Here is a 20,068-nt window from a genome sequence, read left to right as displayed (position 1 = left end):
TCAGGCGACGTTTCCCTGCCGGCCCTCGTGCCTTGGGTGGCGCTTAGTGGCGCCCCGAGTGGCCGAAGCCGCCTTCGCCGCGCTCGCTGCCGTCGAATTCTTCCACCAGGTTGAATTCTGCCTGCACCACCGGCACGAAGACCATCTGCGCGATGCGTTCACCCGGCTCTATGGTGAAGTGCTTCTGGCCGCGGTTCCAAACGGACACCATCAGCTGGCCCTGATAATCGGAGTCGATCAGGCCGACCAGGTTGCCCAGCACGACGCCGTGCTTATGGCCCAGGCCTGAGCGCGGCAGGATCACCGCCGCCAGGCTTGCGTCGGCGATATGGATCGCGAGGCCGGTAGGCAGCAGCGTGGTTTCACCCGGCGCCAGCTCTACCGCGCTGTCCAGGCAGGCGCGCAGGTCGAGACCGGCGGAGCCCGGGGTGGCGTAGGTCGGTAGCGGGAAATCCTGACCGATGCGCGGGTCGAGGATCTTAACGTCGATTTTTTTCATCATAACGGCTGACTATCTCGTCTATTAAACGTTGGCCAAGGAGTGCCTTGTCGCTCAGCGCCAGGCGTTTCTCTCCATCCTGCCAAAAAAGGTGCAGGGCATTGGTGTCGCTGTTGAACCCGTGCTCTGCAAGCGATACATCGTTAGCGCAAATCAAATCCAGCTTCTTACGCGCCAGTTTTTGCCGCGCGTATTCTTCCACATTCTGGGTTTCGGCGGCAAACCCCACGACAAACGGTCGATTTTTGGTCATCGCCGCCACGCCGGCGACGATGTCGGGGTTTTTTACCATCTTGAGGATGATTTCATCACCCTGTTTTTTTATTTTTTCATCGGCGATCCGCTCGGGGCGGTAGTCGGCCACGGCGGCGCAGGAGATGAAAATCTGCTGCTGCGCGGCGCGCTGTTGCACCGCCTGCTCCATCTCCAGCGCGCTGGTGACGTCCACTCGGGTGACCGATGGCGGCGTCGGCAGGCTGACCGGCCCGGCGATCAGCGTCACCTGCGCGCCGCGGGCGGCGGCGGCGCGGGCGATGGCGAAGCCCATTTTGCCGGAGCTGTGGTTGCTGATGAAACGCACCGGATCCAGCGCTTCACGCGTCGGGCCGGCGGTGATCATAACCTGCAAATGTTGCAGATCCTGCGGGGCGGAAAAATGCGCGTTCGCCAGGTCGACGATGTTCAGCGGATCCAACATGCGGCCCGGGCCGACGTCGCCGCAGGCCTGGCTGCCGCTGTCCGGCCCCCAAAGCAGCATGCCGCGCTCCTGCAGCGTTTGCAGGTTGGCCTGCGTGGCGGCGGCGCGATACATCTGCTGGTTCATGGCGGGCGCGGCGGCGATGGGGGCATCGGTCGCCAGGCAGACGGTGGTCAGCAGATCGTTGGCCATGCCGGCGGCCACGCGCGCCAGCAGATCGGCGGTCGCCGGCGCCAGAATAACCAGATCCGCCCACTTGCCGAGTTCGATGTGGCCCATGGCGGCTTCGGCGGCGGGATCCAACAGATCGTCGGACACCGGGTAGCCGCAAACGGCCTGCAGCGTCAGTGGCGTAATGAACGCCTTGGCGGCGTGGGTCATCACCACGCGCACTTCCGCGCCCCTGTCGCGCAGGCGGCGCACCAGCTCTGGGCATTTGTAAGCGGCGATGCCGCCGCTGATGCCAAGCACAATATGTTTGCCGGAAAGTCCCGTCATCATCATTGTCCGATTGAAAGCCGAAAGATGCGCCATTTTAGCATATCCGCCGTTCAGGTGAGCGATTCCGCAATGGCTGCAGGGCGTTACATTGTGCTTTGCGAAACACTTCGCAATGTTATCAAACACCTGTCGAACGCGCCGGGTGGCACATGGCATGCTGTAGCCCTTTCAGGGAGGAACACGATGAGCAACTCGATTGTGGCGTGCTGGCCGGGCGCGCTGGCACCGCGTGAAAAGCTGCTGATGCAGGGGGCGGCGGCGCTGTCCGACGCAGAGCTGTTGGCCATTTTCTTGCGCACCGGGTTGCCCGGCGTGCACGTGATGCAGCTGGCGGAGCAGCTGCTGCGCCGGTTCGGCTCGCTTTATCACCTGATGTCGGCCGATCATCAGGCTTTTTGCAGCCAAAAAGGCCTGGGGGACGCCAGCTATACGCAGCTGCAGGCGATTGCCGAGCTGGCGCTGCGCTTCTTTTCCAGCCATTTGTCGCAGGAAAACGCCATGCTCAATCCGCGCGTCACCCAGCATTATCTGCAAAGCCTGCTGGCGCATCGCGAGCGGGAGGTCTTTTTGGTATTGTTTTTAGACAATCAGCACCGGGTTATTCGCCATCAGGAGATGTTTGCTGGTACCATCAGCAGCGTCGTCGTCTACCCGAGAGAAATTGTGCGCGAAGCGTTGAAGGCTAATGCCGCCGCGCTGATTCTCGCGCATAATCACCCTTCGGGTAAGGCTGAACCCAGTCATGCCGACCGCTTGATAACGGAACAGGTGGTGAAAGCCTGTCAGTTATTGGAGATCCGAGTGCTTGATCATTTGGTGATCGGTCGGGGTGAATGCGTCTCTTTTGCCGAGCGCGGATGGCTTTAAGCGATTTTTTCGCGATCCTTGTGGGATCTTTAGCTGTTCGGGACTTGAGCACTTACGCTTCAGAGCGTATACTACGCCACCTTTGAGAATCTTGGGTTTGGCGCAAGAGCCTATCTCAGCAGGTTTCTGACCTGATGTGTGGTTTCTACCTGATGACGAGAGTCTCCTCAGTATGAAGTTTGCTGAGATGGGCTCTAAAAGCCTGACGAGGCGGCCATACCCTATACGAAGCTCGAGCTGATTTGATTTTTGGAGAATAGACATGTCCCGAGTCTGCCAAGTTACTGGCAAGCGCCCGGTGAGCGGTAACAACCGTTCCCACGCAATGAACGCGACCAAACGCCGTTTTCTGCCTAACCTGCACTCACACCGTTTTTGGGTTGAGGCTGAGAAGCGCTTTGTAACTCTGCGTGTATCTGCTAAAGGTATGCGTGTTATCGATAAGAAGGGTATTGAGACGGTTCTGGCCGATCTGCGTGCCCGTGGTGAGAAGTATTAAGGAACTGAATCATGGCTAAAGGTGTTCGCGAGAAGATCAAGCTGGTTTCTTCTGCTGGTACTGGTCACTTCTATACCACCACGAAGAACAAGCGTACTAAGCCGGAAAAATTGGAACTGAAGAAATTCGATCCAGTTGTCCGTCAGCACGTAGTATACAAAGAAGCTAAAATTAAATAATTTTAGTGGATTAATGAAAAACCCGGCCTTGGCCGGGTTTTTTGTTTTATAAAGGGTAGAAAACGTCGGAGGGGAAGCCAGATGCCTGAATTACCGGAAGTTGAGACGAGCAGACGCGGTATAGAGCCTTATCTTGTCGGCCACAGCATTCAGTATGCGGTGGTGCGCAACGCGCGCCTGCGCTGGCCGGTTTCCGAGCAGATCCTGACGCTGAGCGATCGGCCGGTGCTCAGCGTGCAGCGCCGGGCCAAATACCTGCTGATCGAGCTGGAGAACGGTTGGATTATCGTGCACCTGGGCATGTCGGGCAGCCTGCGCATGCTGCGCGAGGAAAACGAAGACGGAGCCGGCAAACACGACCACGTCGATCTGGTGATCAGCAACGGCATGATCCTGCGCTATACCGATCCGCGCCGTTTCGGCGCCTGGCTGTGGTGCGAAGATTTGGCGACCAGCAACGTGTTGGCGCATCTGGGGCCGGAGCCGCTGAGCGAAGCGTTCAACGGCGACTACCTGTATGAAAAATCACGCAATAAGCGCACGCTGATCAAACCGTGGTTGATGGATAACAAGCTGGTGGTCGGGGTCGGCAATATTTACGCCAGCGAATCCCTGTTCAGCGCCGGGATCCTGCCCGATCGTCCCGCGGGATCGTTGAGCAAAGCCGAAGCGGCGCTACTGGCGCAGACCATCAAGGCGGTGTTGCAGCGCTCTATCGAGCAGGGCGGCACGACATTGCGCGACTTTTTGCAGTCTGACGGCAAACCGGGATATTTCGCGCAGGAACTGCAGGTTTACGGTCGGGCGGGAGAACCCTGCCGCGCGTGCGGCACGCCGATCGAATCCGCTAAGCACGGGCAGCGCAGCACCTTCTTTTGCCGCCGCTGCCAGCGCTGAGCATTACTCGGCGGCGAGCTTCGCCATCAGCGCCTGGGTGACCACATCCGGCAGGAAAGGCGCGATATCGCCGCCGTGACGGGCGACCTCCTTCACCAGTGAGGAGGAGATGAACGACCACTCTTCGGAAGGCATCAGGAACACGCTTTCCAGCGTCGGCATCAAATGGCGGTTCATGTTCGCCAGCTGCAATTCGTATTCAAAGTCAGACACCGCACGCAGGCCGCGCACCAGGATATTGGCATTTTGGTGAGCGGCAAAGTGCGCCATCAGCTCGCTGAAGCCCAGCACTTCCACATTGCCCAGATGCGAGGTGACCTGCGTCGCCAACGCCACGCGCTCATCCAGGCTGAACAGCGGCTTTTTGCTCGGGCTGGCGGCGATGGCCAGAATCACGTGATCGAACATCAGTGATGCGCGCGTCACTAAATCCAGGTGGCCGTTGGTCATGGGATCGAAGGTCCCGGGATAGATGGCTTTGCTGGTCATGATTCACTTCTCTGAGTAGTTGCGGCCCAATGCCCATAATGCGGCATATTTATTGAAGGTATATTGCGCGTTGACCACCGCTAACAGCAACCCCTGTTTACCGTCGAGGAAGCCGGCCCGCAGCAGCCAGGTTTTGACGAAGGCGCCGAGCGTGTGGGTCAGGATAGACAGGTAGCCGCAACGCTTGCCGGCCCGGTGGCGTTGCGTCGCCCACTCTTCGGCGTAGCGCAGCTGTTTGCGCTGGAAGGCGAAGAAATCGCGGCAGGTCAGGTGCAGCATATCACCGCTGAGGGGGATCACTTTGGCGCCGCCGATGTTCAGCGATTCGTGCACCAGATCGTCGTTATAGCGATAGCGTCGGTTGGCGTACAGGCGGTTGACGCGGTCGGGATACCAGCCGCTGTGGCGCATGAAGCGGCCAAGGAACAGATTGCGCCGCGCACAGCTGTAGACGGCGCCGTCGTCCGGCGCGTTCAACACCCGTTCGATGGATTGCCGCAGCTCGGGCGTGACGCGTTCGTCGGCGTCGATCATCAGAACGTAGTCATGGCTGGCGTAGCTTTGCGCCAGCTGGCGCTGCTTGCCGAACCCTTGCCAGTCGGTGTGCGTGAAGACTTTGGCGCCCAGGCTTTCGGCGATGGCGACGCTGTCGTCCTCGCTGCCGGAGTCCAGCACGATGATTTCATCGGCCCACTCGACCGAGCGCAGACAGTCCGGCAACAGCCCGGCTTCGTTTTTGGCGATCATCACCACCGACAGGCTTTTGCGGCTGTTCATTCAGTGGCTCCGGGGCGGCAGGTGCGGTTCCAGCAGCTGCAGCAGGCGCTGCAGCGCTCCCTGATTCTGATACAGCACTTCCACCGCATGGCGGCCGTAGTAGCGGCGGTAGTCTTCGTCGGTCAGCAGGGTTTCCACTTCCTTCACCAGCGAATCCACGTCGGTCACGGTGATCAGGCCTTCGGCCTGCGAAAGCTTGGCGCAGATGTCTTTGAAGTTGAAGGTATGCGGGCCCATCAACACCGGGATGGCATGCGCGGCGGCTTCCAGCGGGTTATGTCCGCCGCGTTCCACCAGGCTGCCGCCGACAAAGGCCAGATCGGCGATGCCGTACAGCAGCATCAGCTCGCCCATGGTATCGCCGATCACCACCTGGGTGCTGCCGGATGGGATTTCGCCGCTGCTGCGCAGGGTGTAGCTGAAGCCGGCCTTCTGCACCAGCTCTTTGGCGGTCGGGAAGCGTTCCGGGTGACGCGGCACCAGGATCAGCAGCAGATCGGGGTGTGTTTCCAGCAGTTTGCGGTGGGCTTCCAGCAGGATGGTTTCTTCACCGTCATGGGTGCTGGTGGCGATCCACACCGGGCGGCGCGGCGCCCATTGACGGCGCAGCGTAACGGCGCGGGCGGCCAGCTCCGGGGTGACGGAGATATCGAACTTCAGGCTGCCGGTTACGGCCAGCTGCGAGCGCTTCAGGCCCAGTTCGATAAACCGATCGCCGTCTTCCTGGTTTTGTGCGGCGATCAGCGTAATGCGGCGCAGCATATCGCGCATGAACCCGCCAATTTTCTTATAGCCGGCGGCGGAGCGGGCCGACAGGCGCGCATTGGCGATCACCAGGGGGATCTGCCGCTGATGCAGCGCGTTAATCAGGTTAGGCCACAGCTCGGTTTCCATGATGATCACCAGCTTGGGATTCACCTGGTCGAGGAAGCGGTTCATGGAACCGGGCAGATCGTAGGGCAGATAGACATGATGTACGTCTTTGCCGAAAGCGGACTGGACGCGTTCTGAACCTGTTGGGGTCATTGTGGTCACAGTTATCGGCAAAGCGGGATAACGGTGGCGCAGCGCCCGTACCAACGGGATGGCCGCCAGCGTTTCGCCGACGGAGACGGAATGCAGCATGATGCCGCCTGGCACGACTTTCCCGGCGCAGAAGCCATAGCGTTCCGCCCAGCGTTTACGGTAGGCTGGAGCTTTGCGGCTGCGCAGCAGTAAGCGGAGCCAGATCAGGGGTTGGATGAGGTAGAGTAGTACCTGATATAAACGCAGCAACATTCTATCAATTTCATTTATATGGGTTATTCGGAATAGTACCATAACTGGAAGGGAAAGGCGCTAATTTGGTAACCTTGGGTGTCAGTTTCAGACAACCGGCGAGCGATTTCGCCGACAGGCTCGGAATGAAGAATATTTTAATTATTCGCCGCGACAACATCGGCGATCTTGTTTGCACCACGCCTCTGATTGAAGGGGTGAAAATTGCCTATCCAGACGCTAAAGTTTATCTGCTGATCAATAAAATCAGCCAGGATGTCGTTAAAAACAATCCTCATCTCGAGAAGGTTTTTGTCTATAAAAAGGCCAAGCACAAGGCGAAGAATGAAACGACGTTGGGCGTTTATTTCGAACGCCTGATGATCTTCCTGAAGCTGCGAAAAATAAAGTTCGATGCGGTCATTCTGGCCAACCCGGTGCCTTGCAAATACAGCCTGCGTTTAGCAAAAATGGCCGGCGCCACCCATATCATCGGCGCCGATTTGGGCACGAAAGATATTCATCGCCCGTTCCGCAAGGACGATTTCCACGGTCAACATCAGGTCGAACATACCTACAGCTATTTATCGGCGATAACCGACCAATCCATTCCGATCCCGCCGGTGCGGGTGTTTTTGACGCCTGAAGAGCGGCAATTGGCGGCGCAACGGCTACAGGAGCGTCTGCCGCCGGTCGAACGGGTATGCGCCGTGCACATCAGTAGCCGCAGCCCGAAAAGGCGTTGGCCGGTTGAACGTTATGCCGAAATCATCAACCGTCTGGTTGCCGATCCCCACACCGGCGTGCTGATCTTCTGGTCGCCGCAGGGCACGCTGGCGCCGGACGACATCGGCGACCAGCAGCGCGCCGAACAGCTGTTGGCGCTGTGTCAAAACGAACGCGTCGCGCTTTACCCGACGGCCTCGGTGCGCGAGCTGTTGGGCGGGTTCGATTTATGCGACCGGGTGCTGTGCAGCGACGGTGGGCAGATGCATCTTGCCGCCGCGCTGAATAAGGACATGGTGGTGTTCTTTGGCGATACCGATAAAGCCTCCTGGCATCCATGGACCGGCCGTCATCATATTTTGCAGAGTGAGTCGGGGCACTGTGAAGATGTTTCTGTCGATGAGGTTTGGCAGAAAATGCAGGCGCTCAGCTAACGAAGAAAATAAGGCAGGTATCCCTGCCTTATTTATTTCTTTATTATTTTTCTTTCAGCTCAATATATTGGCGGCAAATAGGCTCCAGCCCATAACTCAGCAATTGCTGTTGATTTATCTGCGGCGGATTGGCGTAAATTTCCGCCATTTTTTCTGCCAGCGACGCTTCGTTTAATTCCGCCAGCGCGTTAGCCATGCCGGCTTTTTCCAGAATTTCCGCAGGGCCGCCCGGGCAGCGAGTGCTGACCACCGGCGTGCCGCACAGCAGCGATTCCACCAGCACGTTACCAAACCCTTCACTGTCGGAGCTGAGCACCAGCAGCGAGGCATGGCGAATAAACGGGTAGGGATTGGCCTGGAAACCGAGGAATAGCACGCGCTCTGCGATGCCTAAGTCTGTTGCCAGACGTTTGACCTCGGCGACTCTGGCGTCGTCCCCGGTGCCTATCAAGGCCAGCGGTGCCTGAATGCCCGAGTGCGCATAGGCTTTCAGCAGACGGTCATGCCGCTTGGTGGCGTGAAAACGGCCGACGTGCACCAGATAGTCCTGACCGGCCAGTTCGCAAGGCGCTGCCGCCTGTTGTTGGATGGCGTCGATGTCGAACGGGTTGTTGATGACCGCCAGCCGGCGTGGGCGAATCGGCAAGTTCTGCTGCAGATCGTCGCCGACCGCCCGTGAAACGGCGACGATATTTCTCCCCTGGTAAACGTTGGCGATTTTGCGTTGCTTCAGCCAGCGATCCAGGCCCTTGCGGTGGCCAAGGTAGGAGGTGGAGAGAATGCCGTGAATGCAGAACCACAGGCGATCCGCGGCCAACCGCTTGCTGCGGCTGACGATGCGATCGGTTTTATGCAGGTTGGAGAACACCAGATCGAACGCGCCGCGTTGGCGCTCGTGTTCGGCTATCGCCCGATCCAGCGCGGCGGCGCGGCGCGGCAGCTCGGTCAGCTTGCGCCAGGGGGCGCGGCTGCGATCGGCCACCACCTGATAATCAATGCCTGGCGGGATAGGGTAATTGCAGACGTCGCGCAGCGAGATCAGACTGACGTCATGCCCCTGTTGCTGCATGCCCTGACACAGGGTCAGCACCACTTTTTCCGCTCCGCCTCCCGGCAGGCCGTCGATGATCATCAGAATACGCATAGTTAATCCAGTAACCGGTTATAGAGGGAAATCAGCTGTTCGGACAGATGCGCCGGCGTAGCCGTCATAATGCGCAATCTCGCCGCTTCGCCCATGGATGATCCCAGCGCCTGGCGCGGCAGTGCCCGAATGGCCTCCGTGATGGCCGGTACGTCGAGCGCATCGGTCACGAAGCCGTTCTGGCCGGGGGTGATAAACTCGGCGCCGCCGCAGGTGGTGCTGGTGATAACCGGCAGGCCGCACGACATCGCTTCCAGAATCACATTCGGGAATGGATCGTACAGCGTCGGCAGCAGCAGCGCGTCCGCGGCCTGATAGAACGGCAAGGTTTGCTTCTGCACGCCCATAAAGTGAACCCGATCGCCGCAGCCCAGCGACTGCGCCAGCGCCCGGTAGCGTTTTTCGGCCTTGTCTTTGCCGACCACCAGGAGGTGGCTGTCGGTCGCCGCCACGGCGCGGATGGCGGCGGCCAGCCCTTTGCGCTCGAAACCGGAGCCGACGAAGATCAGGCAGTGCGCCTGTTGCGGGATCTGATACTGCTCGCGCAGACGTTGGCGCTGGGCCTCGTCGGCGGGCGGGAACTTTTGATTGTCGATGGCGTTATAGATCACCGTGATTTTTTCGGCGGGCACGCCAAAGTCGGCGATGATTTCCTGCTTGATCATCTCGGCGTTGCAGATGACGGCTTTCAGCTCCGGCGCGGCGTACATGGCGCGTTCGGCGCACATCACATAGCGGTGATAACGGTTGGAGAACAGCCATTTGCGGCGCCATTCCGGCAGCAGACGCGCGCGTTGCAGCAGCCAGCGGCGGTGTACGCCGTCGCCGGCGCGGTAGATGTCGCAGCCGGGAATGCGCTCGTGGCTTTGCACCAGATCAAAATGCTCTTTCTGCCACAGCGCCCTGGCCGCCACGGCGAAGCCCCGTTCGCGGCTGATGCGGCCGAGTTTTAGCGGGTTGCACAGGTGGATATGCCAGTTGGGATTGGCGTCACCCTGCCATTCGCGGGTGATGACGTTCAGATCGAGATCCTGTTGCTCCAGCGCCTCCAGGGCGCGGGAAACGAAACGTTCGGCTCCGCCGTCCGGGCGGTATTTTTGGCGAACGATCGCCAAACGAAATGCTTTCATGCCAGCGTGCTCCGCGCGGCTGCAATCACCGCGTCTGTAGGAATAAGGTCGAGATACCGTTCGTCGGTGCCGGTATCGATGGCGTCCGGATCGGGCAGTTCGCCGAAGTCGCCGGCCCAGATCACGGCGCCGGTAGCCTGCCACGGCCGCCAGAAAGTCAGCTTGGAAGGGCCGAACAACGCTACGCACGGCGTGTGCAGCGCGGCGGCCATGTGCATCGGCACCGAATCCACGCCGATAAACAGCTTGGCGTGGTCGATCAGGGCGGCCAACTGGCGCAGCGTCAGCTGGCCGGCTAACGAAATCACGCCCTGCGGCGGGCAGAGCGCCAAAATGCGCTCTACCATGGCTTGTTCTCTGGCGTCGGGGCCGGAGGTGATCACCAGCTGGTGGCCGTCGGCCTGCAAGGCGGTGAGGGTGGCGGCCATTTTCTCTTCGCTCCAGCATTTGAAGAACCAGCGCGAGGTGGGCTGCACCACAATATAACTGCCGGTGACGCCCTGTTTCTGCAACCGTTGCTCACATGCCTGCCAATCCTGCGGATCGTAACTCATGGTCACATGATCACTGAGCGCGGGCAGGTTCAGCGGCGCCAGCAGCGAGAGGTTTTGTTCGACGGTATGCAGGTGGGCGTGATTGTCGACCGGCACCAGCTGCGTGTGGCAGTGGCGCCACAGGAAGCCACGGCGTTTGGGGAAATCGAAGCCCAGACGGATGCGCGCGCCGGTCAGGCGCGTGAGGATGGCGCTGCGCCACTGATCGGCCAGGTTGACCACCAGATCGTAGCGCTGCGCCTTCAGGCGGCGCAGCAGCGCCAGTTCGTGCCCCAGATGCGCGCGGGCGCCCTGTTTTTTCCATTGGCGGTCGATGGCGAACAGCGTCGACAGTTCCGGATTACTGGCCAGCATCTCCTGCGTTTCCTGATACAGCAGCACATCGATCTGCGCCTGCGGGTAGTTTTGCCGCAGGCTGCTGATGACCGGCGTGACCAGCAGCATATCGCCGTGATGGCGCAGTTTTATGATCAAAATACGCTGTACGGATGGGGCGGAAGTTGGGGCTGGCGCGTCGTTCATCATGAGTCGCTTTCTGGGAAACCAATCTTTGATTCTAAATGACCCGATCGCATGTGGCTACTGTTGCAAGGTTTTCTTGCCGGGCCGCAAAAAAATCGCCGAGCCGGGGACGAATGCGTTTCAATGTTGTCCAAACCAGGCAGCAAAGTCGTTTGCCCTGGCGAAACGGGCTGCGTAACATAGTGCATTCTGTTGATATCAGGCTCGATATTCATGACTAAACCGGCGTTTCTCATCACCATTGATACCGAAGGCGATAATCTGTGGCAAAACCACGATCGCATCGCGACCGAAAACACGCGTTTCTTGCCGCGCTTTCAGGCATTGTGCGAAAAATACGCCTTCAAACCGGTTTATCTCACCAACTATGAAATGGCGATGGATCCGGCTTACGTCGAGTTCGCGCGTGACGTGATCGCCCGCGGCGCGGGTGAAGTCGGCATGCACCTGCACGCCTGGAACAGCCCGCCGCTAACGCCGCTCACCGACGACGACTGGCGCCACAAACCGTATTTGATCGAGTATCCCGCCGATCAGATCCGCGCCAAGGTCGATCACATGACCAAGCTGCTGGAAGATGCCTTCCAGACCAAAATGCTCAGCCATCGCGCCGGCCGCTGGGCGTTCAACGAATATTATGCCTCGCTGCTCCTGGAGTATGGCTATCAGGTGGACTGTTCGGTGACGCCGCGCGTCAACTGGCAGTTTTCGCCGGGCAATCCGCAGGGCAACGGCGGCACCGATTACAGCCGGTTCCCGTCGCAGGCCTATTTCATCGATCCGCAGAACATTGCCAAACCGGGCGCTTCGGCGCTGCTGGAAGTGCCGATGAGCATTCAGTATAAGCACTCGGCGCTGATGAACGCGTTCAAGCAAGGTTATGATCGGCTGCGCGGCAAGCGGCGTTCGCCGTCCGTCAACTGGCTGCGGCCAAGTGGCGGCAACGTGGCCAAGATGATAAGCGTGGCTGAAGCGTCGCTGGCGCAGGGGCATGACTACGTCGAGTTTATGCTGCACTCCTCCGAGTTCATGCCGGGCGGCAGCCCGACGTTCAAAACCGAGCAGGATATCGAAGTGCTGTACCGCGATCTGGAACAGCTGTTTGACTGGCTGCAGCAGCGCACGGTGGGCATGACGCTGGCCGAGTATTATCAACTTAAAGCGAATTAAGCACGCACATGTCGAAAAAATGGAAAATCAAGGTTGCCGACTGGTTCTTGCGGCGCTATACGGCGAAGTACGGTCGTTTTCAGGATAAGACGACGTTCGACGGCGCCCAGCAGTTTGACAATATCGTCATCTATTCCACCACGGCGTTGGGCGACTTCATGTTCAACACGCCGGCATTGAGGGCGATGCGGGAACGCTACCCCAACGCGCACATCACGCTGGTGGTGCACAAGAAAAACCGCGAGCTGGTGGAAAACGGCCGCTATTACGATCGCGTGGTGTATTGGGACAGCAAGATCAAAACGATCCGCCCATTGCTGAAATCGCTGCGCGAACATCAGCCGGATTTGGCGCTGATCCTGCACTCCCATCTGCCTTATGACATCATCAGCGCCGTACTGGCCGGGGCGAAGTACATTATCCGCGATAACTACAGTTCGGGCATTTGCGGGCTGGAGCCTTGGCTGACCAACTATGTCTTCCATTATTACGGCCACTTCGTGCGCCGCAAGCTGGAGCTGATTTCCATTTTGGGCTGCCGCAGCGACGATCCGACGATGGAAATTCCCGTGGATTATCAGCGCGGCGTCAAAAGCAGCGAGCATCCCACCATCGGGTTTCAATTGGGGGCATCTACGGAGTCGCGTTGCTGGCCGGTTTCGCACTATGCGCGGCTGGCCGATGAGCTGGTGGCGAAGCACCCTAATGTACGCATCGTGCTGATTGGCGCACCGTTTGACGACGGCAAGGCCAAACAGTTTATGAGCCTGATCGGCCCGCAAACGCAGGCCAGCGTGGATAACCAGATCGGTAAAACGGGGCTGCAAGGCTTGCTGACGTTGATCGACAGTTTCCATGTTCTGGTCACCGGCGATACCGGGCCGCTGCACCTGGCGGTGGCGTTGAAGGTGAAAACCATCAGCCTGTTCGTGACCGCCGACTCACGCTCCACCGGGCCGATTCAGGATGCTGAACTGCACCGCATCATTCAGGTGTCGCGTACCGGTTATACGATGCCGCTGGAGGCGGAAAGCCCGATGGGGGTCATCCAACCGCAGCGGATTTATGACGAGCTGGTCGCACACGTGCCTTTAGCGCGCTAAAGGCGAGACGACCCATCGGCCGCCAGGCCGATGCGGTTAGCGCGGCCTGCGCCCGCGCAGCTTAGAAAGAAAGGTATCCACTCGCGCATAGCGCATCTGGCGGACTTTTTTGCCCGGCACGTCGCTGTTGCGGCAGACGTCGGCGGCGCAGCGCAGGATGTGCAGCGTTGCCGGCGCGTAATGGTAATAGCCGTAGACCGCCTTCGACATGCTTTTCACCTCGGAAAAGCAGTTGGCCAGCATCAGGGCGGCCAACCGGCGCAGCGGCTCATCCCCGGGATGCTGCGCCACAAAACGCAGCATCTTCTCCATGGCGAACAACATATCTTCAATATCTTTGGGTTTGATATTGCGGGTGATGCCCTGGCTGTTGTCCCGATAGAAGTAGAGTTCGCCGTCAAGATGGGCGATGCGGCGAGTTTTGAAATACTGAAAAGGTGTGAAAATCACGTCTTCGTAGCGCCTGCCTTCTTCGAACGCTTCCCCTGCCAGCAGCGTGCGTTTATATATCCGGCTCCAGAGATGCCACATCGAGCGTGCAAACAGCGGTTGCAGGCTGCCCAGCCCCAATTGTGAAAAGTCGTAGGCTACGGGCCGCGCCGCGCGGTTATCCGGTGTCGGCGGATGCTCGGTGAACTTCTGATAATTAAAATCGATCAGGTCATATTCACCGGCGGTAAGCTGGGGGCGCAGGATCGCCAGATAGTCGTCGCTCAGCAGATCGTCGCCGTCGAGGAAGGCGATATAGCGTCCGGTGGCCAGACGTAAGCCGACGTTGCGGGCGTGCGCAATGCCGCCGTTGGCCTGTGAAGTAAAGACCACGCGCGGGTGCCGCCGCTGCGCCAGATATTGGCTGACCAGCGCGCCGGAGGCGTCGGTGGAGCCATCGTCGATGATCACCACCTCGATATCGTCGCTAATCTGTGCAAATAACGAATCCAGCGCAGCGATAACGAACGCTTCGTTATTATAAAACGGCACGATAACGCTGAGCAGCGGCTGCTGAGGATTCACGGGGTGGGCTCCTGGGCAGGGGGCTGTTTCGTGACGGAAAGAACGGCGGCGATCAGCGCCAGGCCGAACATGGCGGTACCTTCCGTGCTGAAGAAGATGACGTCGCTCAGGCCGTAAACGAACAGGCTGGCGCTGACGCTCAGCAGCAGCGCGTTGCGCTGTGGCCGGAAGGAAGAGAAAAACAGGCTGACATACAGCGCCAGCAGCAGCAGTACGCCCCAGACGCCCTTGAGCGAGTAAGTTTCCAGCAGCTCGTTGTGCAGGTGAACGTTGATGTAGGGCATGACGCCAGACAGGCGGGGTTGCTGTGCGACCATCGCACGGATCTCTTCGCCGCGCTGTTCGGCGGATTGGCCCCACGGGGCTTGTGACCCGGTATGCCATGCCAGCGTTTGCATCGACAGCCGGGAAATGATGGAGTTTTCAGTCTGCGGCTGGTCCATCAGGCGCATGTCGGTCTCAAAAGCCTGAATGCGTTCTTCTATCTGCGGTTTAAACACCAGGCCGCAGGCTACGAGCAGCAGCGGTACCGAGGCCACCAACGCAAGCTTGTGTTTTCTGGAAACCAACTGCTTGGTGGCCAGCAGCGACAGGCAGACCGCCACCGGATAGACCAACATGGCCGCGCGCGTGCCGGTGAGCACCAGCGCAGAGAAGGACAGCAGGAATGCCGCAATGTACAACACCAGGCGGTAGCGGGTGCGCAGCATCAGGATGGCCTGCATCATGACCAGATCGATGGCGGTCATCAGATAGGCGGCGACCGTGGCGCGATCGAAGTTGAGCTCTACGCGCGGGATATCCAGACGCAGCCCCTGATAGAGGGAATAACCGTTGATCGCCAGACCGGTGGCGAGAGCCACAACGATCAGCAGGCGCTGTACGCACAACCGCTCATTGAGCGCAATCAGCAAGATGAAAGCGGTCGCGAGCTGCAGTTTGCCGGTCGACATATAAGAGCGATAAATATTGATGTACTCACCCGGCTGTTTGAAGTGATGCATCCAGAGGATGGTTCCCATGCCCACGCTGAACATCAGCGCGGGCAGCAGCAGGTTTCTAACGTTGCTGAAGTAGTAGCGCGGGTACAGGCAAACGGCGATAAAGGCGATGTAGCTGGAAACGTAAAACAGATTGCGTCCGGTCGCGGAACCGAAAGGAATGGTGCAAAAAGCGATAGCGCACCCCAGATAGATCAGATAGCTGAAGGCAGGGTGCGGCGTTCTGTGTTTTAGCATCGGGCGTATTTTCCGGCTCACGTTTCAATTAAGCGATAAAGGATCGCAGCGTGTCGTCGAATTCAACTTTGAACTGAGCATAGTTAAAATGTTCCGCAGGATAGCGCTGCGCATTTCGGCTCAGAGTCTGGTAGGTTTCTCGCTCCAGCAATTTCTCAACGGCATCCGCACAGTCGATATGCGACAGCAGCTTGGGCGCGACCAGGCTGTCGGTCAACGGATCGTAGACCTCATGCGGGAAGTCGACCTCGATATCGGTGAGCTGCCGGTGTTGTTCGATGGTGACCGACGGCGTCAGGCCAATGCCGCAGACCCCGTCTTTCACCGCTTCCGGCTGGCCGTCGACCTGCGGGAAGATGACCGGCACGCCGAAATAGAGCGATTCCATGCAGGACAAGCCGAACGGCTCGGTGATCGGCGTGCTCATGTAGATGTGCGTGCGATTGAAGAAGCCGGCGACGTCATCCTGATAACCGCTGAAGGTGACGCGATCGCCGAGCTGTAGCCGGGCCGCCAGCGCCTCGAACGCCGCGCGATCCGGCCCTTTGCCGGCCACTTCCAGCGTGACGTCATGCCCGCGCCGCAGCAGTTCCTGCATCATCAATAATGACACGCTGATGCCTTTCAGGCTGACCAGGCGTGAGGCAGTGCCGATCCTGACCGGCTGCGACAGGGTTTTCGGCGCAGTGTCGATCCCCGCCGGTGTTTTGATGCGGTTGATCACCACGTGATTTGGGCAAGGCAGATTAAAGCGCAGCTCCATCACCCGCTTCGACGCGTGTGAGGCGGAAATGACGCCGTCCAGCATGGCGAAGAAACGCAGCGTCTTTTTATTCTTGGGGTAACGCCAGGAGCAGCCGTGATCGTAGTAAACCAGCTTGCCGCGCTTGGGTTTGGCCGCCAGCCCCGGCACCAGGTCCCAGACGATCACCACGTCGGCGTTCGCCCGCTCGATTTTCCACTTCAGCAAAAATTTGCGCAGGAACTGCGGGCAGCGCAACGGCAGCGCATTGATCAGGCGGTTGGCGAAGGTGACGGGCTGATGCGCAGGCAACTGGCGGCGGATTTCTTCGCCAATGTCGCCGCTGATGCACAAGACCTGGTTGCTGCCGTCGGTGGTATCGTTGATGTACTGCAGGAACAGGCGTTCGACGCCGCCCATTTTACCCAGGTTGATAATGTGCAGTTTTTTCATGCTATAACCTTTTGCAACGCCTGCCATGCCGTATCGGCGTCGATTGTCGCCATGCTTTTTTCCGGCGAAATCAACGAGTGCTGATTTTGCCCGTAGCCGCCGATCAGGCCGGGATCGGTCGGCCCGAACAGCGTGATGTTCGGTTTGTCGAGCGCGGCGGTCAAATGGCTGAGTCCGGTGTCGACCGAGACCACGCCCTTGGCGCCGGCCAGCACCTCGGCCACCTGCTGCAGGCTGAGCTTCGGCAGCACTTCGACATGTGAAAAACCTTCCGCCAAGCGCAGCGCGCGCTGATGTTCATGCTCTGCACCCCACGGCAGTTTGATCTTCAACCCGCTGTCCGCCGTCAGCGCGATCAGCTCGCGCCAGTTTTGCTCCGGCCAGTGCTTGTCGTCACGCGTCGTCGCGTGCAAAAACACCAAATACCGCCCGGCATCGGCCGGCGGGCTGCTGAGAAAGCGCGCGGCGATGGCGTAATCGCCGTAGCTTCCCGGTTTATCGTAGCCAAGGCTTTTGGCGAACAGTTCGCGCGTGCGTTCCACCGCGTGCTGCTGCTTGTCTATCTCATGGCGCACGTTGTAGAACCAGCTGGCGAACGGCTCGCGCGCGCTCTTGCAGTCCGGGCCATGTTTGTTGCCTTTGGCGATGCGCGTGATCAGCGCGGCGCTTTTGATCAGGCCCTGCGCGTCGATCACTACGTCGTAACGGCGTTCTTGCAGCGCACGTTTGAAGTCGCAGCGCTGTTGCCGGGTGTCGTTGCCGAACCAGTTTTTGCGCCAGCGACGAATGGCTACCGGGATCACGCGATCCACCGCCGGGTGCCAGGTCGGGATTTGGCTGAAACCTTCTTCCACCACCCAGTCGAAGCGGATATCGGGAATGGCCTGCAGCGCGTCGGTCAGGGCGGGCAGCGTATGCAGCACGTCTCCCATCGAGGAGGTTTTTACAATTAACACCTGCATGACTATTCCTCGCTGGCGACAAGTAGCGGCGTCAGCGCATCCAACACTTGCTGCGGCTGAATATCGATCAAACTTTGGTGGTATCCCTGCTCGGCATCGCCCTTGCGCACCTTGTGATAACCGCTGATCAAACGAATCACCCGCGCCTTGTCGGAGAGCGGCGGCGTGAAGTCGGGGCTGCTTGGACCGTACAAGGCTATCAGCGGTTTGTTCAACGCTGCGGCAACGTGCATTAAACCGGAGTCGTTGCTGACCACCGCCCGGCAGGCCGCGATCAGGATCACCGCCTGCTCCAGCTGGGTTTTTCCGGCCAGGTTAAGACAGAAATCGCGCGCGTCTTCCTGCAGCGCAGCGCGGATCTGTTCGCCAGCCTCGTGGTCTTTCGCCGAACCGAACAGCGCGATCTGATAGCCGCCCTCGATCAACTGCTGAGCCAGCGTCGCATAATGGTAGTGCGGCCAGCGTTTGGCGGGGCCGAACTCCGCACCCGGGCAGAAGCCGACGATCGGCCGGCTGTCGGTCAGGTTGAAGGCTGCGGTGGTGTCGGCGATCTCTTCGTCGCTCACCTGCAGCTGTGGCCACAGCAGCGGCTGCGGCAGATCGTCGGCGCGCTGAATGCGGCCTTTGTCATAGGCCAGCGCCACGTAGCGCTGCACCATCAGCGGAAAGGCCGCCTTGTCGAGCACGCGGACGTCGTTCAGCAGGCCGTAGCGCATTTCGCCCCGCCAGCCGGTGCGCTGTGGGATATCGGCGAAGAAGGGCACCAGCGCGGATTTGAACGAGTTGGGTAGAACATAAGCGCGATCGTAACGGTTGGCGCGCAGGGCGCGCCCCAGGCGGCGGCGTTCGCCGAGCCCCAGCGCGCCGTGGCCCAGCGGCATCGCCAGCGCCTGATTGACTTCCGGCATGCGCGCCAGCAGTGGGCGGCACCAGGCCGGCGCCATCACATCGATCTCCGCCGACGGGTATTCGGCCTTCAGGGTGCGATAGAGACTTTGCGACATCATCATGTCGCCAACCCAAGAAGGGCCGATAACCAGTATTTTCATACCCAGCGTTAATTCCTTCAGCTTATGCGGTGCGGTTCAACCAGGCCATGTACTCTTTCACGCCTTCGGCGACCGTTTTGAACGGTGCGTCGTAGCCGGCGGCGCGCAGCTTGGTCAGATCGGCCTGGGTGTACGCCTGATAGCGGCCCTTCAGCTTCTCCGGGAACTCGATGTATTCCACCGCGCCCTTCTGGTGGAAGTCCACCACCGCGTCGGCCACCGCCTGGAAGGTTTCCGCCCGGCCGGTGCCGCAGTTGAAGATGCCGGATTTGCCGGTTTCCCAGAACCACAGGTTAACCGCCGCCACGTCGCCGACGTAGATGAAGTCACGCTTGAAGTTTTCGCTGCCGGCGAACAGTTTCGGGTTTTCGCCGCGGTTGATCTGGGTATTCAGGTGGAAAGCGACGCTGGCCATGCTGCCTTTATGGCCTTCGCGCGGGCCGTAAACGTTGAAGTAGCGGAAGCCGCAGATCTGCGAGTCCGCTTCCGGCAGGATCTCACGCACGTACTGATCGAACAGGAATTTGGAGTAGCCGTACACGTTGAGCGGCGCTTCATACTGACGCTCTTCGATAAACTCTTCGCGGCCGCCGTAAGTGGCGGCGGAGGAGGCGTACAGGAACGGAATTTCGCGGTCCAGGCAGTAGTGCAACAGGTCTTTGGAGTACTGATAGTTATTGTCCATCATGTACTTGCCGTCCCACTCGGTGGTCGCGGAGCAGGCGCCTTCGTGGAAGACCGCCTCGATATCGCCCAGATCGTCGCCGGCCATGATGCTGGCGATAAAGTCTTCTTTATCGATATAGTCGGCGATGTCCAGATCGACCAGGTTGACGAACTTGGTGCCGTCTTTCAGGTTATCCACCACCAGGATATCGCGATATCCCTTGTCGTTCAGTGCCTTAATGATGTTGCTGCCGATCATGCCGGCGCCGCCTGTGACGATAATCATTGGGTTACCCCTGCTAAGCTGCTGGCGGGGCACAATGCCCCACGCTCAATGGTGGTTATCATAGCATTTCATGCCGCGGCAAACAGCGGAAGGGCTCCGAATATCCCGCATTGCCATTGAAGTCCGCTTTTTGCCGTGATATCTGCTGCAATTTTAATATTCTCTCCCGCGCATTCTCGTCAGTTTGGTTACAAATCAGTAAAATATGCCGCA

Annotated in this window: 21 protein-coding genes; 7 read left to right on the top strand and 14 right to left on the bottom strand. The window is 59.4% G+C overall.

Annotation, left to right across the window (positions count from 1 at the left end; genetic code table 11):
* Nucleotides 1-43: 43 nt before the first annotated feature.
* On the bottom strand, nucleotides 44-502 hold the full coding sequence (dut, locus tag SSARUM2_RS23805; protein WP_033636478.1) for a dUTP diphosphatase: 459 nt from the start codon (nucleotides 500-502) through the stop codon (nucleotides 44-46).
* Entirely contained in the window at nucleotides 480-1,697 is a 1,218-nt protein-coding gene (gene coaBC, locus SSARUM2_RS23800) for a bifunctional phosphopantothenoylcysteine decarboxylase/phosphopantothenate--cysteine ligase CoaBC (RefSeq protein WP_060453256.1), read from the bottom strand. The genes dut and coaBC overlap by 23 nt, the downstream gene beginning before the upstream one ends.
* Nucleotides 1,698-1,880: 183 nt before the next feature.
* Between coaBC and radC the strand changes: the two genes are divergently transcribed.
* The 4 genes from radC to mutM all read left to right on the top strand — a co-directional run bounded on the left by radC (nucleotide 1,881) and on the right by mutM (nucleotide 4,139).
* Entirely contained in the window at nucleotides 1,881-2,564 is a 684-nt protein-coding gene (gene radC / locus SSARUM2_RS23795; protein ID WP_033654522.1) for a DNA repair protein RadC, read from the top strand.
* A gap of 262 nt (nucleotides 2,565-2,826) precedes the next feature.
* On the top strand, nucleotides 2,827-3,063 hold the full coding sequence (gene rpmB / locus SSARUM2_RS23790) for a 50S ribosomal protein L28 (protein WP_004931195.1): 237 nt from the start codon (nucleotides 2,827-2,829) through the stop codon (nucleotides 3,061-3,063).
* Between the two features lie 11 nt (nucleotides 3,064-3,074).
* A complete protein-coding gene (gene rpmG / locus SSARUM2_RS23785) occupies nucleotides 3,075-3,242 on the top strand; it encodes a 50S ribosomal protein L33 (protein WP_002442576.1) in 168 nt (55 codons plus the stop codon).
* Between the two features lie 81 nt (nucleotides 3,243-3,323).
* Nucleotides 3,324-4,139, top strand: coding sequence for a bifunctional DNA-formamidopyrimidine glycosylase/DNA-(apurinic or apyrimidinic site) lyase (gene mutM, locus SSARUM2_RS23780; RefSeq protein ID WP_060453240.1), 816 nt, complete (start codon nucleotides 3,324-3,326; stop codon nucleotides 4,137-4,139).
* 3 nt (nucleotides 4,140-4,142) lie between these two features.
* Here mutM and coaD read toward each other — a convergent pair whose 3' ends face one another.
* From coaD to waaA, 3 genes are read right to left on the bottom strand one after another with little or no spacing between them, the layout of a single operon-like run.
* Nucleotides 4,143-4,628 carry a pantetheine-phosphate adenylyltransferase gene (coaD, locus tag SSARUM2_RS23775; protein WP_033631353.1) on the bottom strand — a complete coding sequence of 162 codons (486 nt, stop codon included), beginning with the start codon at nucleotides 4,626-4,628 and terminating at the stop codon, nucleotides 4,143-4,145.
* A gap of 3 nt (nucleotides 4,629-4,631) precedes the next feature.
* A complete protein-coding gene (locus SSARUM2_RS23770; protein WP_033654523.1) occupies nucleotides 4,632-5,405 on the bottom strand; it encodes a glycosyltransferase family 2 protein in 774 nt (257 codons plus the stop codon).
* Complete coding sequence (waaA, locus tag SSARUM2_RS23765; RefSeq protein WP_060453241.1) at nucleotides 5,406-6,683, bottom strand: lipid IV(A) 3-deoxy-D-manno-octulosonic acid transferase; 1,278 nt, start codon at nucleotides 6,681-6,683, stop codon at nucleotides 5,406-5,408.
* A 125-nt stretch (nucleotides 6,684-6,808) separates the two neighbouring features.
* Here waaA and SSARUM2_RS23760 point away from each other — a divergent pair, with 125 nt between their 5' ends.
* Entirely contained in the window at nucleotides 6,809-7,822 is a 1,014-nt protein-coding gene (locus tag SSARUM2_RS23760) for a glycosyltransferase family 9 protein (protein WP_060453242.1), read from the top strand.
* A 43-nt stretch (nucleotides 7,823-7,865) separates the two neighbouring features.
* On the opposite strand, the gene SSARUM2_RS23755 is transcribed toward SSARUM2_RS23760, so the two are convergent.
* Genes SSARUM2_RS23755 through rfaQ form a run of 3 tightly spaced genes read right to left on the bottom strand, consistent with a single transcriptional unit; the run spans nucleotide 7,866 to nucleotide 11,175 of the window.
* Entirely contained in the window at nucleotides 7,866-8,966 is a 1,101-nt protein-coding gene (locus SSARUM2_RS23755; RefSeq protein WP_060453243.1) for a glycosyltransferase, read from the bottom strand.
* Between the two features lie 2 nt (nucleotides 8,967-8,968).
* Nucleotides 8,969-10,096 carry a glycosyltransferase family 4 protein gene (locus SSARUM2_RS23750; RefSeq protein WP_060453244.1) on the bottom strand — a complete coding sequence of 376 codons (1,128 nt, stop codon included), beginning with the start codon at nucleotides 10,094-10,096 and terminating at the stop codon, nucleotides 8,969-8,971.
* Nucleotides 10,093-11,175, bottom strand: coding sequence for a putative lipopolysaccharide heptosyltransferase III (gene rfaQ / locus SSARUM2_RS23745; RefSeq protein WP_033649736.1), 1,083 nt, complete (start codon nucleotides 11,173-11,175; stop codon nucleotides 10,093-10,095). Before rfaQ ends, SSARUM2_RS23750 begins: the two co-directional genes overlap by 4 nt.
* Before the next feature lie 210 nt (nucleotides 11,176-11,385).
* Here rfaQ and SSARUM2_RS23740 point away from each other — a divergent pair, with 210 nt between their 5' ends.
* On the top strand, nucleotides 11,386-12,342 hold the full coding sequence (locus SSARUM2_RS23740) for a polysaccharide deacetylase family protein (RefSeq protein WP_033636469.1): 957 nt from the start codon (nucleotides 11,386-11,388) through the stop codon (nucleotides 12,340-12,342).
* A gap of 8 nt (nucleotides 12,343-12,350) precedes the next feature.
* The gene (locus tag SSARUM2_RS23735; RefSeq protein ID WP_049234133.1) at nucleotides 12,351-13,445 is read left to right on the top strand and encodes a glycosyltransferase family 9 protein; all 1,095 of its coding nucleotides are present in this window, start codon (nucleotides 12,351-12,353) and stop codon (nucleotides 13,443-13,445) included.
* Between the two features lie 36 nt (nucleotides 13,446-13,481).
* Here SSARUM2_RS23735 and SSARUM2_RS23730 read toward each other — a convergent pair whose 3' ends face one another.
* Genes SSARUM2_RS23730 through rfaD form a run of 6 tightly spaced genes read right to left on the bottom strand, consistent with a single transcriptional unit; the run spans nucleotide 13,482 to nucleotide 19,855 of the window.
* A complete protein-coding gene (locus tag SSARUM2_RS23730; RefSeq protein ID WP_060453245.1) occupies nucleotides 13,482-14,459 on the bottom strand; it encodes a glycosyltransferase in 978 nt (325 codons plus the stop codon).
* Nucleotides 14,456-15,697 (bottom strand): O-antigen ligase family protein, encoded by a 1,242-nt coding sequence (locus SSARUM2_RS23725; RefSeq protein ID WP_049195701.1) that lies wholly within the window; start codon nucleotides 15,695-15,697, stop codon nucleotides 14,456-14,458. The genes SSARUM2_RS23730 and SSARUM2_RS23725 overlap by 4 nt, the downstream gene beginning before the upstream one ends.
* 28 nt (nucleotides 15,698-15,725) lie before the next feature.
* A complete protein-coding gene (locus tag SSARUM2_RS23720) occupies nucleotides 15,726-16,892 on the bottom strand; it encodes a glycosyltransferase (RefSeq protein WP_033654528.1) in 1,167 nt (388 codons plus the stop codon).
* A complete protein-coding gene (rfaC, locus tag SSARUM2_RS23715) occupies nucleotides 16,889-17,854 on the bottom strand; it encodes a lipopolysaccharide heptosyltransferase RfaC (RefSeq protein ID WP_047570029.1) in 966 nt (321 codons plus the stop codon). The genes SSARUM2_RS23720 and rfaC overlap by 4 nt, the downstream gene beginning before the upstream one ends.
* Before the next feature lie 2 nt (nucleotides 17,855-17,856).
* Nucleotides 17,857-18,903 carry an ADP-heptose--LPS heptosyltransferase RfaF gene (gene rfaF, locus SSARUM2_RS23710; RefSeq protein ID WP_060453246.1) on the bottom strand — a complete coding sequence of 349 codons (1,047 nt, stop codon included), beginning with the start codon at nucleotides 18,901-18,903 and terminating at the stop codon, nucleotides 17,857-17,859.
* A 22-nt stretch (nucleotides 18,904-18,925) separates the two neighbouring features.
* Nucleotides 18,926-19,855 carry an ADP-glyceromanno-heptose 6-epimerase gene (gene rfaD / locus SSARUM2_RS23705; protein WP_060453247.1) on the bottom strand — a complete coding sequence of 310 codons (930 nt, stop codon included), beginning with the start codon at nucleotides 19,853-19,855 and terminating at the stop codon, nucleotides 18,926-18,928.
* Between the last annotated feature and the right edge of the window lie 213 nt (nucleotides 19,856-20,068).

It is taken from the genome of Serratia sp. K-E0102 (genome assembly GCF_029962625.1).
GTDB lineage: Bacteria > Pseudomonadota > Gammaproteobacteria > Enterobacterales > Enterobacteriaceae > Serratia > Serratia sarumanii.
Note: the sequence above shows the minus strand (reverse complement) of the source record. Positions and strands in the feature narration are given on the sequence as shown.

What these genes read in the sequence shown, in the direction of transcription:
- rfaF (WP_060453246.1), bottom strand. Translation starts at nt 18,903, where the DNA reads ATGAAAATACTGGTTATCGGCCCTTCTTGGGTTGGCGACATGATGATG.
- SSARUM2_RS23760 (WP_060453242.1), top strand. Translation starts at nt 6,809, where the DNA reads ATGAAGAATATTTTAATTATTCGCCGCGACAACATCGGCGATCTTGTT.
- rfaC (WP_047570029.1), bottom strand. Translation starts at nt 17,854, where the DNA reads ATGCAGGTGTTAATTGTAAAAACCTCCTCGATGGGAGACGTGCTGCAT.
- SSARUM2_RS23750 (WP_060453244.1), bottom strand. Translation starts at nt 10,096, where the DNA reads ATGAAAGCATTTCGTTTGGCGATCGTTCGCCAAAAATACCGCCCGGAC.
- SSARUM2_RS23735 (WP_049234133.1), top strand. Translation starts at nt 12,351, where the DNA reads ATGTCGAAAAAATGGAAAATCAAGGTTGCCGACTGGTTCTTGCGGCGC.
- coaBC (WP_060453256.1), bottom strand. Translation starts at nt 1,697, where the DNA reads ATGATGACGGGACTTTCCGGCAAACATATTGTGCTTGGCATCAGCGGC.
- SSARUM2_RS23720 (WP_033654528.1), bottom strand. Translation starts at nt 16,892, where the DNA reads ATGAAAAAACTGCACATTATCAACCTGGGTAAAATGGGCGGCGTCGAA.
- SSARUM2_RS23740 (WP_033636469.1), top strand. Translation starts at nt 11,386, where the DNA reads ATGACTAAACCGGCGTTTCTCATCACCATTGATACCGAAGGCGATAAT.
- SSARUM2_RS23725 (WP_049195701.1), bottom strand. Translation starts at nt 15,697, where the DNA reads ATGCTAAAACACAGAACGCCGCACCCTGCCTTCAGCTATCTGATCTAT.
- coaD (WP_033631353.1), bottom strand. Translation starts at nt 4,628, where the DNA reads ATGACCAGCAAAGCCATCTATCCCGGGACCTTCGATCCCATGACCAAC.
- mutM (WP_060453240.1), top strand. Translation starts at nt 3,324, where the DNA reads ATGCCTGAATTACCGGAAGTTGAGACGAGCAGACGCGGTATAGAGCCT.
- SSARUM2_RS23755 (WP_060453243.1), bottom strand. Translation starts at nt 8,966, where the DNA reads ATGCGTATTCTGATGATCATCGACGGCCTGCCGGGAGGCGGAGCGGAA.
- waaA (WP_060453241.1), bottom strand. Translation starts at nt 6,683, where the DNA reads ATGTTGCTGCGTTTATATCAGGTACTACTCTACCTCATCCAACCCCTG.
- rfaQ (WP_033649736.1), bottom strand. Translation starts at nt 11,175, where the DNA reads ATGATGAACGACGCGCCAGCCCCAACTTCCGCCCCATCCGTACAGCGT.
- rpmB (WP_004931195.1), top strand. Translation starts at nt 2,827, where the DNA reads ATGTCCCGAGTCTGCCAAGTTACTGGCAAGCGCCCGGTGAGCGGTAAC.
- rpmG (WP_002442576.1), top strand. Translation starts at nt 3,075, where the DNA reads ATGGCTAAAGGTGTTCGCGAGAAGATCAAGCTGGTTTCTTCTGCTGGT.
- radC (WP_033654522.1), top strand. Translation starts at nt 1,881, where the DNA reads ATGAGCAACTCGATTGTGGCGTGCTGGCCGGGCGCGCTGGCACCGCGT.
- rfaD (WP_060453247.1), bottom strand. Translation starts at nt 19,855, where the DNA reads ATGATTATCGTCACAGGCGGCGCCGGCATGATCGGCAGCAACATCATT.
- SSARUM2_RS23770 (WP_033654523.1), bottom strand. Translation starts at nt 5,405, where the DNA reads ATGAACAGCCGCAAAAGCCTGTCGGTGGTGATGATCGCCAAAAACGAA.
- dut (WP_033636478.1), bottom strand. Translation starts at nt 502, where the DNA reads ATGATGAAAAAAATCGACGTTAAGATCCTCGACCCGCGCATCGGTCAG.